Origin of the sequence: Cellulosimicrobium sp. ES-005, from assembly GCF_040448685.1 — a bacterium.
Taxonomy (GTDB): domain Bacteria; phylum Actinomycetota; class Actinomycetes; order Actinomycetales; family Cellulomonadaceae; genus Cellulosimicrobium; species Cellulosimicrobium cellulans_G.
The window spans coordinates 1,507,762-1,523,030 of sequence record NZ_CP159290.1 but is presented as its reverse complement, the minus strand read 5'-3'; the positions used below and the strand labels follow the sequence as shown (position 1 = coordinate 1,523,030).

The 15,269-nt window shown below is 73.2% G+C and carries 15 protein-coding genes; 9 read left to right on the top strand and 6 right to left on the bottom strand.

All coding sequences use genetic code 11. The features are described from left to right. Positions 1-50 precede the first annotated feature (50 nt). Positions 51-1,694 carry an ABC transporter permease subunit gene (locus ABRQ22_RS06500; protein WP_353708951.1) on the bottom strand — a complete coding sequence of 548 codons (1,644 nt, stop codon included), beginning with the start codon at positions 1,692-1,694 and terminating at the stop codon, positions 51-53. A gap of 149 nt (positions 1,695-1,843) precedes the next feature. Further along, positions 1,844-3,076 (bottom strand): maltose ABC transporter substrate-binding protein, encoded by a 1,233-nt coding sequence (locus ABRQ22_RS06495; RefSeq protein WP_353708950.1) that lies wholly within the window; start codon positions 3,074-3,076, stop codon positions 1,844-1,846. Positions 3,077-3,342: 266 nt separating this feature from the next. Here ABRQ22_RS06495 and ABRQ22_RS06490 point away from each other — a divergent pair, with 266 nt between their 5' ends. After that, on the top strand, positions 3,343-4,380 hold the full coding sequence (locus tag ABRQ22_RS06490) for a LacI family DNA-binding transcriptional regulator (protein WP_253050282.1): 1,038 nt from the start codon (positions 3,343-3,345) through the stop codon (positions 4,378-4,380). A 183-nt stretch (positions 4,381-4,563) separates the two neighbouring features. Next, entirely contained in the window at positions 4,564-6,387 is a 1,824-nt protein-coding gene (locus ABRQ22_RS06485; protein ID WP_353708949.1) for a glycoside hydrolase family 13 protein, read from the top strand. Positions 6,388-6,434: 47 nt separating this feature from the next. On the opposite strand, the gene ABRQ22_RS06480 is transcribed toward ABRQ22_RS06485, so the two are convergent. Both ABRQ22_RS06480 and dusB read right to left on the bottom strand, forming a co-directional pair. After that, positions 6,435-7,106 (bottom strand): hypothetical protein, encoded by a 672-nt coding sequence (locus tag ABRQ22_RS06480; protein WP_353708948.1) that lies wholly within the window; start codon positions 7,104-7,106, stop codon positions 6,435-6,437. Between the two features lie 33 nt (positions 7,107-7,139). Beyond that, positions 7,140-8,387, bottom strand: a complete 1,248-nt coding sequence (gene dusB, locus ABRQ22_RS06475; protein ID WP_253050285.1) for a tRNA dihydrouridine synthase DusB — start codon at positions 8,385-8,387, stop codon at positions 7,140-7,142. A gap of 115 nt (positions 8,388-8,502) precedes the next feature. Between dusB and ABRQ22_RS06470 the strand changes: the two genes are divergently transcribed. After that, on the top strand, positions 8,503-8,661 hold the full coding sequence (locus ABRQ22_RS06470; RefSeq protein ID WP_253050286.1) for a hypothetical protein: 159 nt from the start codon (positions 8,503-8,505) through the stop codon (positions 8,659-8,661). Positions 8,662-8,776: 115 nt separating this feature from the next. Here the strand turns inward: ABRQ22_RS06470 and ABRQ22_RS06465 are convergent, their stop codons facing one another. Then, positions 8,777-10,180, bottom strand: coding sequence for a glycine--tRNA ligase (locus ABRQ22_RS06465; RefSeq protein ID WP_353708947.1), 1,404 nt, complete (start codon positions 10,178-10,180; stop codon positions 8,777-8,779). 156 nt (positions 10,181-10,336) lie between these two features. Here ABRQ22_RS06465 and ABRQ22_RS06460 point away from each other — a divergent pair, with 156 nt between their 5' ends. From ABRQ22_RS06460 to ABRQ22_RS06435, 6 genes are read left to right on the top strand one after another with little or no spacing between them, the layout of a single operon-like run. Beyond that, positions 10,337-11,326: a metal ABC transporter substrate-binding protein gene (locus tag ABRQ22_RS06460; RefSeq protein WP_353708946.1), complete on the top strand. Its 990-nt coding sequence runs from the start codon at positions 10,337-10,339 to the stop codon at positions 11,324-11,326. Then, the gene (locus ABRQ22_RS06455; RefSeq protein ID WP_353708945.1) at positions 11,323-12,153 is read left to right on the top strand and encodes a metal ABC transporter ATP-binding protein; all 831 of its coding nucleotides are present in this window, start codon (positions 11,323-11,325) and stop codon (positions 12,151-12,153) included. The genes ABRQ22_RS06460 and ABRQ22_RS06455 overlap by 4 nt, the downstream gene beginning before the upstream one ends. Then, positions 12,150-13,118 (top strand): metal ABC transporter permease, encoded by a 969-nt coding sequence (locus ABRQ22_RS06450; RefSeq protein ID WP_353708944.1) that lies wholly within the window; start codon positions 12,150-12,152, stop codon positions 13,116-13,118. The genes ABRQ22_RS06455 and ABRQ22_RS06450 overlap by 4 nt, the downstream gene beginning before the upstream one ends. After that, positions 13,115-13,504 (top strand): Fur family transcriptional regulator, encoded by a 390-nt coding sequence (locus ABRQ22_RS06445; protein WP_253050294.1) that lies wholly within the window; start codon positions 13,115-13,117, stop codon positions 13,502-13,504. The genes ABRQ22_RS06450 and ABRQ22_RS06445 overlap by 4 nt, the downstream gene beginning before the upstream one ends. Positions 13,505-13,507: 3 nt before the next feature. Further along, positions 13,508-14,107: a hypothetical protein gene (locus ABRQ22_RS06440; RefSeq protein ID WP_253050297.1), complete on the top strand. Its 600-nt coding sequence runs from the start codon at positions 13,508-13,510 to the stop codon at positions 14,105-14,107. 30 nt (positions 14,108-14,137) lie between these two features. Further along, a complete protein-coding gene (locus tag ABRQ22_RS06435; RefSeq protein ID WP_353708943.1) occupies positions 14,138-14,815 on the top strand; it encodes an alpha/beta hydrolase in 678 nt (225 codons plus the stop codon). A gap of 23 nt (positions 14,816-14,838) precedes the next feature. Here ABRQ22_RS06435 and ABRQ22_RS06430 read toward each other — a convergent pair whose 3' ends face one another. Further along, a complete protein-coding gene (locus ABRQ22_RS06430; RefSeq protein WP_253050301.1) occupies positions 14,839-15,216 on the bottom strand; it encodes a VOC family protein in 378 nt (125 codons plus the stop codon). Positions 15,217-15,269: the final 53 nt, after the last annotated feature.

Sequence of the window (15,269 nt, the reverse complement as noted above, 5' to 3'; positions counted from 1 at the left end):
ACGGGGCGGGACGACCGCCGACGACGGGGGGTGCCTGGGTGGTCGCCATGTCAGCTGATCTCCTCGAACTTGCGCGTGCTGCGGAAGGCGATGGCCGAGATCGTCCCCACGATGACGAAGATGACGATCGACAGCGCGCTCGCGAGACCGAAGTCCTTCTGGGCGGACCCGTCGACACCCGAGATCGAGTAGACCATCGAGATGAGGATGTCGGTGTGGCCGAGCGGGACGGACGCGTCGGCGAACCGTGGACCGCCGCCGGTGAGCATGTAGATGAGCGTGAAGTTGTTGAAGTTGAAGGCGAACGACGAGATGAGCAGCGGCGCGGTCGCGATGAGCAGGAGCGGGAGCGTGATCGCCCGCCACGTCCGCCAGCGCCCGGCGCCGTCGATCTTGGCCGCCTCCATGACGTCGCCCGGCAGCGACTGCAGCGCGCCCGTGCAGATGAGGAACATGTAGGGGAAGCCCAGCCACAGGTTCACGCCGAGCACCGAGAGCTTCGCGAGCCACGGGTCCGTGAGCCACGGGATGTGCGCGCCGCCGAGGATCACCTCGTTGATGAACCCGAACCGCGTGTTGAGCAGCCCGGACCACAGCAGCGCGGCGAGGAACCCCGGGATCGCGTACGGCAGGATCATGAGCGTCCGGTAGACCTTGCGCCCGCGCATCCGCGTGTCGTTGAACACGATCGCGAGGAACAGGCCGAGCAGGAACGTCGTGACGACCGAGCCGATCGCGAAGACGAACGTCCACACGAGGATCTTGACGAACGGCTGCGCGTAGCGGGCGTCGGAGAACGCGGTGACGAAGTTGTCGAAGCCGACCGGCACGCGCCACCCGACCGCGAGGGTCGAGCCGTCGGGGGCCTGGAACTGGCCCTCGTCGTTCGGAGTGTAGACCGTCCCGGTCGTCGTGTCGGTCATGGTGTCCGCCGCGGGGTCCCACTCGAGCGCCGAGGTGTAGACGTAGCCGGTCCGCGCGTCCGTCGTGCGGATCGAGCCGTCCGCGGGGTCGTCCGAGACCGGCACGCGGAGCTCCGTCACGTCGGCCTGCCGCTGGAGCACCTGGTCGCGGGGCAGCACGGTGAACCCGGGGACGTCGGTCGCGCGCCCGTCCTCGATGGTCGCGCCGTCCACGACGGCGAGCGGCCGGTCCGCCGTCCCGGCCTCGACCTCTCCGTCCTCGGTGACGACCGCGAAGCCGAGCGCGTCGCCGTCCTCGACCACGGTCAGGGCCGACGACGGAGAGCCCTCGACGCGGCGCTCGTTCTGGATGAGCAGCGCGGAGACCGCCTGCTCCTTGGTCGCGTTGTGCCCGGTGCCGTAGTTGGTGAACGCGACGTACCCGGTGTAGCCGACCACGAAGATCTGGTAGACGAGGAGGAAGAGCAGCCCGGGAAGGATGTACTTGAGCGGCAGCGCGCGCCTCGAGAAGTACACCCAGTTCGCGACGACGAGCATCGCCAGGGACGCCGCGAGGATCCCGTACGAGCCCGCGGTCCACGCGGACCAGACCACGTACACGCCGAGCGCGTCGACGACGGCCATGAGCGCGAGCTTGACGAAGAACCCGGGGCTGTAGTCCCGTGCGTGCGAGGCGTCCGCCGCGCGCAACCCAGGGGTGTGCCGCGGCGGCGGCCCGTCGGTTCCGAGAGGGCCGACTTCTGCGTCGGTCGTGGTCTGTGGGGCGGACATCCTGGTGCCTCCGAGGTCGTGACGCGATTCGTCCCGCGTCGTCCCGAGTGTCGTCGTGCCGCGTCGCGGCCGGTGCCGGACCGGCGGTGACGCCGTCGCGGCGCGCAGGTGACCCTGCGCACCGCGACGGCGTTCCGGTCCGAGCCGGGTCAGGAGTCGATCGCGCCCTGGATGTCGGCGATCATCTTGTCCCACGTCGGGACGGGGTCGGCACCGCTGACGATCGCGGCCTCCGTGACGCCCCAGAAGCTCCAGACGGACGCCATCTCGGGGATCGAGGGCATCGGCACGGCCTCGGCACCGACGGCCCGGAAGCCCGCGACGATCGGGTCGCCCGCCGAGGCGGAGTCGGCCGCGACCGTCAGCGCCGGCGGACGGTTGCCTGCCTGGTAGAGGGCGAGCTGCGCCTCCTCCGTGGACAGGAAGTTCACGAGGAAGTCGTTCGCGACGATCGCGTTCTTGCTCTCGGCGCTGAGGTAGAAGCCCTGCACCCCGACGAACGGCTGGGCGGGCTGGCCGCCGGCGGTCGGGATCGGGTCGATCGACAGGTCCATGCCCTCGAACGAGTCGATCATCCACGGGCCGCCGACGATGAACGGGGACTGGCCGTTCTTGAACGCCTCGACCGCGATGTCGTACGTGGTGTCCTGGCTGAGCACGCCCGCGGCGCCCTGGGCGCCGAGCCACTGCGCGTACGCCTGGCCCTCGGGGCCGCCCATCGCGAGCTCGGACGTGTAGCTGCCGTCCTCGTTCTGCGTGAAGACCGGGGCACCGAACGACGTCTGGAACGGGTAGTGGGTGTACGGGTCACCCTTGTCGCCGTCCGACTGGACCAGGATCGGGAACTGCGTCCCCGCGGCCTGGCCGGCGGCGACGGCCTCGTCCCACGTCGCCGGAGCGGTCGGCGCGAGAGCGGTGTTGCGGATCAGGGCGATGTTCTCGATCGCGTAGGGCAGGCCGTAGACCTGGCCGTCCTGCGTGAACGCCTCGATCGAGACGTCCTCGAAGTCGGCCGCCTTGTCGCCGAGCTCGAGCGGCGCCACGACGCCGTTCGTCGTGAGCTCGCCGAGCCAGTCGTGCGCGCCGACCGTGATGTCGGGACCCTCGCCGGTCGGGACCTGCGCGAGGAAGTCCGCTCGGATGTCCTCGAAGTTCTTGAGGACGACCTCGACGGTCGTCCCCGTCTCGGCCTCGAACGACTCGGCCGCCGCGGTCACGGCGTCCTGGCGGGTCTCGTCGACCCAGACGGTGAGCGTGCCGCCGGCGGAGGTGTCCTCGGCGCTCGGCTCGTCGGTGCTCTCGTCTCCCGAGCCGCCGGACGAGCAGGCGGCCAGCGCCAACGTCGTGGTCAGCGCGGCGGCAAGAAGGATGCTCCGTCGCATCAGTGGTCACTCCCAGCATGTTGCAGTGCGGTGGCGGCCGACGTCGGTTTCGCACCGACCGTGGCCCTGATGCGACGACGGTAGAGCGCGAGGTGGCACCGATGCAAGTCGTTGCGGTAACTTTCATGGAACGCTTTACAGGGCGCCGTCCGGCGTCCGCCCCGCCTCCCCCGGCCGACGGGTCGGCGCGCCTCCGCACGGAGGCTCGCGGCCCACCGACCGGACGACCAGGACGAGGAGGTCCGGTGTCCCCTACGCTTCCCCATGTGCGCACCCGTCTCAGCGATCTCGCCGCCCAGGCCGGCGTCTCCACCGCGACGGTCTCGCGCGTCCTCAACGGGAAGCCCGGCGTCGCGAGCGAGACCCGCCAGGCGGTCCTCGCCGCGCTCGACGTGCTGGGCTACGAACGCCCCTCGACGCTGCGCACCCGCTCGGCCGGCCTCGTCGGCCTCGTCGTCCCCGAGCTGACGAACCCCGTCTTCCCCGCGTTCGCCCAGACCATCGAGTCGCTGCTGTCGGAGCACGGGTACACCCCGCTCCTGTGCACGCAGTCGCCCGGCGGGACCACCGAGGACGACTACGTCGACATGCTCATGGACCACGCGGTCGACGGCATCGTCTTCGTCTCCGGCCTGCACGCCGACACCCAGGCGAGCCACGAGCGCTACGAGCGGCTGCGCAGCCGGGGCATCCCGATCGTGCTGGTCAACGGGTTCGCCGAGGGCATCGACGCGCCGTTCGTCTCGCCCGACGACGTCGCGAGCGTCGAGCTGTCGGTGCGCCACCTAGTCTCGCTCGGGCACCGCAGCGTCGGGCTCGCGATCGGGCCCGACCGCTTCGTCCCGGCCCAGCGCAAGCTCGCGAGCTTCGCCGACTCGCTCGTGCGCCACGGCCTCGTGGCCGACGAGTCCGAGGCGGCGCAGCACGTCGTCGTCACGCTCTACACCGTCGAGGGCGGCCAGGCGGCCGCCGGGGAGCTCATCGACTCCGGCCACACCGCGATCGTCTGCGGCTCCGACCTCATGGCCCTCGGCGCGATCCGCGCGGCCCGCTCGCGCGGCCTGCGCGTGCCCCAGGACGTCTCGGTCGTGGGCTACGACGACTCGCCGCTCATCGCCTTCACCGACCCGCCCCTGACCACGGTGCGCCAGCCCGTGAACGCGATGGCGCACGCCGCGGTGAGCGCGCTGCTCACCGAGATCGCGGGCGAGCGGGCGCCGCGGTCCGAGCTGCTGTTCCAGCCCGAGCTCATCGTCCGCGACTCCACGGGCGCCGCCCCGACGACGGGCTCGCCCACCGCCTGACGGCGACGCGCCGCGGCTGCACGCCCGGCGCCGACGGACGTCGCGACGCCGGCCCGGGCCGCACGCCGCGACTCGTCACCGCAAGCGCTTACACTCGACAGCGGGTCGCGTCACCCCCGCTCCGCCTGCCGAGCGAATCCCCCCGAGAACCCCGACACCACGCACGTGAGGACCGACAGCTCGATGACTCGTATCGATTCGACGCCGACCGCCACCACCACCGCGCCCGCGCCCTTCAGCACCGGGGCGCTCGTGCACGCCGGCCCCGGCGAGGCGCCCGAGTGGTGGCGCGACGCCGTGATCTACCAGGTCTACCCCCGCTCCTTCGCGGACGGCGACGGCGACGGCATCGGCGACCTTCCCGGCATCACGTCCCGGCTCGACCACCTCGCCGAGCTCGGGATCGACGCGGTGTGGCTGAGCCCGTTCTACCGCTCGCCCCAGAAGGACGCCGGCTACGACGTCGCCGACTACCGCGACGTCGACCCGCTGTTCGGCACGCTCGCCGACTTCGACGAGCTGCTCGCCCAGGCGCACGCCCGCGGCATCCGCGTGATCGTCGACCTCGTCCCGAACCACACCTCCGACCAGCACGCGTGGTTCCGGGCGGCGCTCGCCGCGCCCGAGGGCTCGCCCGAGCGCGCGCGCTACGTGTTCCGCGAGGGCGAGGGCGAGCACGGCGAGCTGCCCCCGAACAACTGGCAGTCGATCTTCGGCGGCCCCGCGTGGACCCGCGTGACCGCGGGGCCCGACGCGCGCCCCGTCACCGGGGCCGAGGGTGAGACCCCCGGCCAGTGGTACCTGCACCTGTTCGACTCGACCCAGCCGGACCTCGCGTGGGACAACCCGGAGGTCCGCGAGGAGTTCGAGCAGGTCCTGCGCTTCTGGCTCGACAAGGGCGTGGACGGGTTCCGCGTCGACGTCGCGCACGGCATGATCAAGGCAGACGGCCTGCCCGACTGGGACGGCACGGTGTCCATGGTGGAGGGCACCGCCGAGGAGGAGACCGACCCGGGCGCCCCCGAGGACGGGTCCACGGGCGCCGGCAACTCCGGCCCGATGTTCGACCAGGACGGCGTCCACGAGATCTACCGTGCGTGGCACCGCGTCCTCGCCGAGTACGACGGCGACCGCGCCCTGGTCGCCGAGGCGTGGGTCGAGCCGCTCTCGCGCCTCGCGCGCTACGTCCGCCCGGACGAGATGCACCAGGCGTTCAACTTCTCCTTCCTCACCACCGCGTGGTCGGCGGCGCCGCTGCGCACCGTGATCGCGGCGTCGCTGCGTGCGAACGACGAGGTCGGCGCTCCCACGACGTGGGTCCTGTCGAACCACGACGTCGTGCGGCACGCGTCGCGCCTCGGCCTCGCCGACCCGGGTCTGCGCCCCAACGGGATCTTCGCGCACGACCCGCAGCCCGACGAGGAGCTCGGCCTGCGCCGGGCGCGCGCCGCGTCGCTGCTCATGCTCGGCCTGCCCGGGTCGTCGTACCTCTACCAGGGCGAGGAGCTGGGCCTGCCCGAGCACACCGCGCTGCCCGACGACGTGCGCGAGGACCCCGCGTTCTTCCGGACCCAGGGCGCCGAGGCGGGCCGCGACGGCTGCCGCATCCCGATCCCCTGGCACGCGGACGCCGACGGGTTCGGCTTCGGCCCGTCCGGGAAGACGTGGCTCCCCCAGCCCGCGTCCTACGCGCGCTACGCCGCCGACGCGCAGCGCGGCGTCGAGGGCTCGACCTACGAGACCTACCGCACCGCGCTCGCGACGCGCCGCGCGGAGCGCCTCGGCTCGGGCACGCTCGCGTGGGTCGAGGACTACGCGGACTCCGTGGACGTCGTCGCGCTGCGCAACCGCGACGTCGTCGTGCTCGCGAACCTCGGCACGGAGCCCGTCGGGCTGCCGCGCGGCACGGAGGTGCTCGTCGCGTCGGGCCCGGTGCTCACCGACCGCTCGGCCGACCCGCAGGTCCGCGTCCCGTCCGACACGACGGTGTGGCTGCGCGCGCGTTGAGCGGCTGAGCCGAGCACGGCCGGGGTCCGCGAGGGCCCCGGCCGTCCTCATGCCCGCAGCCCGGACTCGAACGCGACACGGACCACCTCGGCCGCGAACGCCGCGTCGTCGACGTAGGCGGACGCGGAGCACACGACCGCCCCCGGGGCGGCGACGCGCCACCATGGTCCGGCGACCGGGACCAGGAGCACGGCGCCGCGCACCTCACCGATCCCGACGCCGTGCGTGCGGGCCACGTCCGCAGCGAGCGCTCGACGGTCGTCCGCCGCCGTTCGTCGGTGCAGCGCCCTGGCGCGGTCCGCCTCGCGCGCCGCGAGGGCGCGGTGCGCCTCGGGGAACAGGTGCGCGACGGCGTCACGCAGCGCGGGCACGTCGTCCAGCGCCGCGAACGCGGGCGGTGAACCGACGGCGTCCCGCGCCACGGACCGCGCGCGGACCCAGCCGAGGAACGCGTCCTCCCCCGCCGGCGGCTCCTGCGTCCGGCCGACGGCCTCGAACGCGAGGGCGGCGCGCCACCAGGCGATCCACCGCGACGCCGCGGCGTCGCGCTCGTCCGCGGGAACCAGTGCCGACCGGTCGGGCGGTCCCGGCTCGCTGCGCGGCGGCGCGTCGTCGGCCGAGACGGCGAGCGCGAGCGCGTCGCGGACCCAGAGCAGCAGGCCGAGGTCTCCGTCGTCCGACACCGACAGTCGCCACGACGGCCGCCCCTCGAACCGCACCGTGGTCCCCTCGTTCGCGTCGCCCGACCGGCGTCAGCCGCCGGAGACGCTCAGCTCGGCCTCGCGCAGGCGCTCCTCGTGCTCCGCGTCGAGCTCGCGCGAGTCGAGCCAGCCGTAGGGCAGGTGCGGCGTCTTGGGCGACCCGGCGCGACCGCGCTGCCCCTCGGCGGCCTCGCCGGGGTAGGGCGCGTCCTGGTCGAGGTCGTCGAGGAGAGCGCGCAGCTCGGCGAGCGTCGAGACCATCGCGAGCGCGCGGCGCGCGTCGCCGCCCACGGCGTAGCCCTTGAGATACCAGGCCATGTGCTTGCGCAGGTCGCGCATGCCCTTGCCCTCGTCGCCGTCGAAGTAGTCGATCATGAGCTCGCCGTGACGGTAGATCGTGTCGGCCACCTCGCGCAGCCCGGGGCGCACGCGCTCGGGACGGCCCGCGAACGCGGCGGCGAGGTCGGCGAACAGCCAGGGACGACCCTGGCAGCCGCGGCCGACGACGACCCCGTCGCAGCCCGTCTCCTGCACCATGCGGACCGCGTCCTCGGCGGACCAGATGTCGCCGTTGCCGAGCACCGGCACGCTCGTCACGGCCTCCTTGAGGCGGGCGATCGCGGTCCAGTCCGCGGTGCCGGAGTAGTGCTCGGCGGCGGTGCGGGCGTGCAGCGCGACGGCCGCGACGCCCAGGCCCTCGGCGATCCGGCCGGCCTCGAGGTAGGTGAGGTGGTCGTCGTCGATGCCCTTGCGCATCTTCACGGTCACCGGCACGCCGTAGGGGCGCGCCGCCTCGACGGCGCCTCGCACGATCGCCGTGAACAGGTCCCGCTTCCAGGGCAGGGCCGCTCCCCCGCCCTTGCGCGTCACCTTGGGCACGGGGCAGCCGAAGTTGAGGTCGACGTGGTCGGCGCGGTCCTCGGCGACGATGATGCGCACCGCCTCGCGCACGGTCGCCGGGTCGACGCCGTACACCTGCGCGGAGCGCGGCGTCTCGTCCGCACCGAACGTCACGATGCGCAGCGCCTCGGTGTTGCGCTCGACGAGCGCACGGCTCGTCACCATCTCGGCCACGTAGAGACCGGGGTCGTCGCCGCCGCTCGCGCCGGCCTCGCGGCACAGCGTGCGGAAGGCGCGGTTCGTGACGCCCGCCATCGGGGCGAGCACAACCGGGGTGTCGACGACGATCGGACCGATCCGCAGGGGTGCGAGCAGCCGCCCGGCACCGGCGGGAGCAGTGCCGGCGACCGTGTCGGGCGTGGTGCTGAGTGCGGGGGCGGGAGCAGTCACGCGCTCCATTGTCCCATCCGGTCGACGCTCCCCCGCGAGGGTCTCTGAACGCGCGAGTGGTCGCGACCCGTGTGACGGTGGGAAGGTCCGGCGATCCAGGCCGGACCCGGACGAAAGGGACGACATGCCTCTCTGGCTCATCCTGGTCATCGTCGGCGCCGTGCTGCTCATCCTCGGTGTCGCTATCAAGGCCGCATGGATCCTCATCTGGATCGGCATCATCGTGCTGGTCGTGAGCCTCGTGGTCGGCCTGCTCAACCGGGCGAAGGGGGCGGCCCGCTAGCGCGAGGCCGCAGGGGGCGACGCGTCCCGGACGACGCGACGGAGGGGCGGGACCGCAAGGTCCCGCCCCTCCTGCGTGCCCGGCGCGCGGACTCCCCGCGCGGCCGGTCGGACGGTCAGGCGCCGAGCAGGTGCCCGGCGAGGTACTCGGTGACCTTGTCGAGCGCCACGCGCTCCTGGGCCATCGAGTCGCGGTGCCGGATCGTCACGGCCTGGTCGTCGAGCGTGTCGAAGTCGACGGTGATGCAGAACGGCGTGCCGATCTCGTCCTGACGGCGGTACCGGCGGCCGATGGCGCCGGCGTCGTCGAAGTCGACGTTCCAGTACTTGCGGAGCTCCGTCGCGAGATCCTTCGCCTTGGGCGAGAGCTGCTCGTTGCGGCTCAGCGGGAGCACGGCGGCCTTGACCGGCGCGAGGCGGTGGTCGAGGCGCAGGACGGTGCGCGTGTCCACGCCGCCCTTCGCGTTCGGCGCCTCGTCCTCGGTGTACGCCTCGACGAGGAACGCCATGAGCGAGCGGGTGAGACCCGCCGCCGGCTCGATGACGTAGGGGACCCAGCGCTCGTTCTTCGTCTGGTCGAAGTACGACAGGTCCTTGCCCGAGTGCTCGGCGTGGGTCTTGAGGTCGAAGTCCGTGCGGTTCGCGATGCCCTCGAGCTCGCCCCACTCCGAGCCGGAGAAGCCGAACCGGTACTCGATGTCGACCGTGCGGGTCGAGTAGTGCGAGAGCTTCTCCTGCGGGTGCTCGTACAGGCGCAGGTTGTCGCGCGCGATGCCGAGGTCGACGTACCAGTCGGTGCGCGTGTCGATCCAGTACTGGTGCCACTCGGCGTCCGTGCCGGGCTCGACGAAGAACTCCATCTCCATCTGCTCGAACTCGCGCGTGCGGAAGATGAAGTTTCCCGGCGTGATCTCGTTGCGGAACGACTTGCCGATCTGGCCGATGCCGAACGGGGGCTTCTTGCGGCTCGCGCCCATGACGTTGGCGAAGTTCACGAAGATGCCCTGCGCCGTCTCGGGACGCAGGTAGTGCAGACCGGACTCGTCCTCGACGGGGCCGAGGTAGGTCTTGAGCATCATGTTGAAGTCGCGCGGCTCGGTCCACTGGCCGCGCGTGCCGCAGTTGGGGCACACGATCTCGGCGAGGCCGCCCTCGGGCGCGCGGCCCTTCTTCTCCTCGAACTCCTCGATCATCTGGTCCTCACGGAACCGCTTGTGGCAGTGCAGGCACTCCGTGAGCGGGTCGGTGAAGACGCCGACGTGGCCCGAGGCCACCCACACCTGGCGCGGGAGGATGACGGACGAGTCGAGGCCGACGACGTCGTCGCGGCTGGTGACCATGGCGCGCCACCACTGCTTCTTGATGTTCTCCTTGAGCTCGGTGCCGAGCGGCCCGTAGTCCCAGGCGGAGCGGGTACCGCCGTAGATCTCGCCCGAGGGGAAGACGAACCCACGCCGCTTGGCGAGGGAGACGACGGCGTCGAGACGGGCGGTGGGTGAGGGCGCTGCGGCCACGGACATCACTCCTGGTGCTCACGGCCCCGCACGTGGCTCGTGGGGGCTGGACGGGTGGGCGGCGCCCGCACGGGCGCCGACCGACCAGCGTACCCGGCCCGTGACCGGCCTCACCGGGATCGGTTTTGACATTCATTCTCAAGAAGGCGGACACTGGTGGTCATGCACCGCTCCCCCGCTCGGCGCCGTCGCGCCCTCGCCACCACCGCCGCCCTCGCCACGGCCGCGCTCGTCGCGGCGTGCTCCCCCGGCGACTCCCCCGGCGCCGGCGGCAGCGACGACGGGCGCCTCCAGGTGCTCGCGTCGTTCTACCCGCTCCAGTACGTCGTCGAGCAGATCGGCGGCGAGCACGTCGACGTCTCCAACCTCACCCCGCCCGCGGCCGAGCCGCACGACCTCGAGCTCGCGCCCGCCCAGGTGCGTGCGATCGGCGACGCCGACCTCGTCGTCTACCTCTCCGGCTTCCAGCCCGCCGTCGACGAGGGGATCGAGCAGCGCGCCCCGGAGCACGTCGTCGACGCCGCCGAGTCGGCGGGGCTCGAGGAGCACCCCGGCGGCGAGGGCGAGCACGCCGACGAGACCGCGGAGGAGCACGCCGAGCACACGGACGAGTCCGGCGACGGCCACGACCACGGCGCGACCGACCCGCACTTCTGGCTCGACCCGACGCGCCTCGCCGCCGTCGGCGACGCCGTCGCCGACGAGCTCTCCGCGATCGACCCCGACCACGCGGACGACTACGCCGCCGGAGCCGCCGCTCTCACCGCCGACCTCGACGACCTCGACACCGAGCTCGCCGAGGCGCTCGCGCCGTGCTCGGGGGCGACGCTCGTGACGTCGCACGAGGCGTTCGGGTACCTGGCGGAGCGCTACGACCTGCACCAGGTGGGCGTCTCGGGCATCGACCCCGAGGCCGAGCCGTCGCCCGCGCGCCTGCGCGCGGTCGGCGAGATCGTCCGCGAGAACGGCGTGACCACGATCTTCTTCGAGACGCTCGTGAGCCCCAAGGTGACCCAGACGCTCGCCGACGACCTCGGCGTGCAGACCGCCCTCCTCGACCCGATCGAGAGCCTCGCGGAGGGTGCGACGGACTACCGTGAGGTCATGGAGTCCAACCTCGAGGCGCTCACCTCCGGCCTCGCCTGCTCATGACGGGCGCGGCAGAGCTCGTCGCCGCGCGCGACGTCCACGTGACCCTCGGCGGCAGCGAGATCCTGCGCGGGATCGACCTGACCGTCGGCGCCGGCGAGGTCGTCGCGGTCCTCGGTGCCAACGGGTCGGGCAAGTCGACGCTCGTGCGGGCGCTCGTCGGGATCGTCCCGCTGTCCCGCGGCTCCGTCGACCTGTTCGGCGCACCGCTCGGTCCTCGCCTGCCCTGGCGACGTCTGGGCTACGTGCCGCAGCGCGTCGCCGCGCCGTCGGGCATGCCGTCCACGGCGTCCGAGGTCGTCGCCTCCGGGCTCCTCGGCGGCGGCCGCCTCCGGCTCCCCCGCGGCTGGCGTGCGCGCACGGTCGAGGCGCTCGACCTCGTCGGGCTCGCCGACCGCGCGGACGACTCCACCGCCGAGCTGTCGGGCGGCCAGCAGCAGCGCGTGCTCATCGCGCGCGCCCTGGTCCGCCGGCCCGACCTCCTCGTCCTCGACGAGCCCGTCGCCGGCGTGGACAAGCCCAGCCAGGAGGCGTTCGCCGCGACCATGACGCGGCTCGTCGGCGACGGGCTCACGGTGCTCGTCGTCCTCCACGAGCTCGGCGCGCTCGCCCCGCTCATCGAGCGCGCCGTCGTGCTGCGGCACGGCCGCGTCGTGCACGACGGCGCCCCGCCCCGCGCGTCGTCGACCCACGCGGGCGCCACGCACCAGCACCTCCACCCGCACGAGCCCGCGGACACCGACAACCGCACCGCCGGTCCGGAGACGGGCCTCACCGACACCCTGAACCCCGACCTCGCCGCGGGTCACGCACCCAGGACGGCCTCATGACCACGCTGTTCTCCGAGATCTCCCTCATGCTCACCGACCCGCTCATGCAGCGCGCCCTCCTCGCCGCGCTCCTGGTCGGCGTCAGCGCGCCCGTGGTGGGCACGTACCTCGTGCAGCGCAAGCTCTCGCTCCTCGGCGACGGCATCGGGCACGTCGCCCTCACCGGCGTCGCGCTCGGGTGGCTCGTCGGGGCCGCGATGGGCGTCGTCCCGAACGACGCGCTCGCGATCCCCGGCGCGGTGGTCGCCGCCGTGCTCGGTGCGGTCGCCATCGAGGTCGTGCGCGAGCGCGGCCGCACGAGCGGCGACCTCGCGCTCGCGCTGCTCTTCTACGGCGGCATCGCGGGCGGCGTCCTGCTCATCGGCCTCGCGGGCGGCTCGTCCGGGAGCCTCATGCAGTACCTCTTCGGCTCCATCTCGACCGTCACGTCGTCGGACCTCGTCCTCACCGTCGTGCTCAGCGCGGTGATCCTGCTCGTCGGGGTCGGGTTGCGCGCCGCGCTGTTCTCCGTGAGCCACGACGAGGAGTTCGCGCGCGCGTCGGGCCTGCCCGTGCGCACGCTCAACATCGCCGTCGCCGTCGTCGCCGCGCTCACCGTGACGGTGTCGATGCGGGTCGTCGGGCTGCTGCTGGTGAGCGCGCTGATGATCGTGCCCGTCGCGGTCGCGCAGCTCGTCACGCGCTCGTTCCGCCGGACGATGCTCGTCGCGTCGGTCGTCGGCGTGGTCGTGTGCGTCGTGGGGCTGTCCTTCACCTACTGGAACAACGTCTCGCCGGGTGCGACCATCGTGGTCCTCGCGATCGCGACCTACCTGCTCGTCGCCGTCCTGCGGCCGCTGTGGGTCCGCCGACGCCCGCGCGTGGCGCGCGACCCGCACCCGGACATCCCCGACGACGTCGAGCTCGACCTCGTACCCTCGGGGGCGTCGAACCGCACACCCGGAGGTGACACGTGCAGCGCATGACCCGGCAGCGCGCCGCCGTCTCGGACGCTCTCGAGGACCTCGACGACTTCCGCAGCGCCCAGCAGCTCCACGAGATCCTGCGCACCCGCGGGGACAACGTGGGGCTCGCGACCGTCTACCGCACGCTCCAGAGCCTCGCGGACGGCGGCGACGTCGACGTGCTGCGCACCGAGGAGGGGGAGAACCTCTACCGCCGGTGCGAGCGCCGCGAGCACCACCACCACCTCGTGTGCCGCACGTGCGGCCGCACGGTCGAGATCGACGGCCCGACCGTCGAGACGTGGGCCAACCAGGTGGGCACGTCGCACGGGTTCGTCGACATCCAGCACACGATCGAGCTGTTCGGCACGTGCGCGGGGTGCGCACGCGCCTCCGCGCGGGACTGAGCCGTGCCCGACGCGCTGGACGGCGCCCCGTTCGCCGCGCTCTTCGCGTTCTTCTTCGCGATCGCGTTCGTGCGGACGCAGGCGACGTACTGGATCGCGCGACTCGTCACGACGTGGACGCTCGACCGCACGCGGCCCGTGAAGCCGTGGGTCGCGCGCGTCCACGCCTGGCTGTCCGGACGCTCGGCGGCGCGCGGGATCGAGACCGTCCGCCGCTGGGGCGTCCTCGCCGTCCCCGTGTCCTTCCTCGCGACCGGGACCAAGACCGTCGTGAACGCCGCCGCGGGGGTCGTCCGGATGCCGTTCGGCCGCTACCTCGCCGCGATGACGCTCGGGTGCGCGGTCCACGCGACCATCTACGCGACCGTCGGCTGGGCCGTGTGGACGGCCGCCTTCGCCGCGGCGACCGGGTCGCCGTGGGGCGTCGCGGCCCTGGTCCTGCTGGTCGTCGGCGTGGCCGTCGGGGTGGTCGTCATGGTTCGACGCCGCGCCGCCCGGGAGACCGTCGCTCCGGCGGGTGCGATCGCCGCCCTCGAGGGAGACGGTCTCGTCCTCGACCCCCGCGTCCAGGACACGCAGGACGCGCCGCGCCTCGACCGATGAGATGACGCGCGCCCGACCGTCCGAACGGGCATGACCACGTTCCTCCTGCTGCCCGGCGCCGGCGGCGACCCCGCGTACTGGGACCTGCTCGCGCCCGAGCTCGCCCGGCTCGGTCACCTCCCGGTCCCCGTCGACCTGCCCCAGCACGACGAGGCCTACGGCTGGGCCGACCTCACCGACGTCGCCGTCGAGACCCTGCACCGCGCGGCCGGACTCGCCGAGCGGGACGACCTCGTCGTCGTGGCCCAGTCCATGGGCGCGTACGTGGGCCCGCTCGTGTGCGAGCGCGATCCGGTCCGCCTGCTCGTGCTGCTCAACCCGATGATCCCGCTGCCGGGCGAGTCGGGCGCCGACTGGTGGCGCGCGACGGACCACGCAGCGCGCCGTGCCGCGACGGGCCTCGGGCCGTTCGACCCCGTGGACGACTTCCTCCACGACGTGCCCGAGGCGGTCGCGGCCGCCGTGCAGCGCAGCGACCGGCAGCCGTCCGAACGCTCGTTCGCCGAGCCCTGGCCGGCCCGCGCCTGGCCGACAGCGCCCACGGTCGTGCTCCAGGGTGACGACGACCGCCTCTTCCCCGTGGCCTTCCAGCGCGCCGTCGCGCGCGAGCGCCTGGGCGCCGACGTCGAGACGCTGCCCGGCGGGCACCTCGTGGCGCTCAGCCGACCGGTCGAGCTCGCCGCCCGGCTCGACGTGCTCGCCGGCTGACGGACCGGACGTCCCCCGGCGCCTCAGCCGACCGTCGTCGCGGAGCCGTCGGCCGCGCCGACGCAGAACTGGTTGCCCTGCGGGTCCGCGAGCACGGCCCAGCGGTAGCCCGGGACCGTGTGCTCCGCGACGAACGTCGCGCCGTCCGCCACGAGCGCGGCGACGTCCGCCTCGCGGTCGGACGCGCCGAGGTCGAGGTGCAGGCGGTTCTTGCCGGGGGTCGGGTCCTCGACGCGCTGGAAGCCGAGGACGGGTGCGGTCACCCCCTCGGCGGGCACGACCTCGAGGAACCATCCGTCCGACTCGTCGACGACCCGCCCGCCGAGCTGGCGCGCCCACCAGTGCGCGAGCGGTCGCGGGTCGGTGGAGTCGACGGTCACCATGCCGATGCTCAGAGCCATGCCGCGCACGCTACCGGCCGGCGCCCACGGCGTCCCGACGACGACCGGCGCGC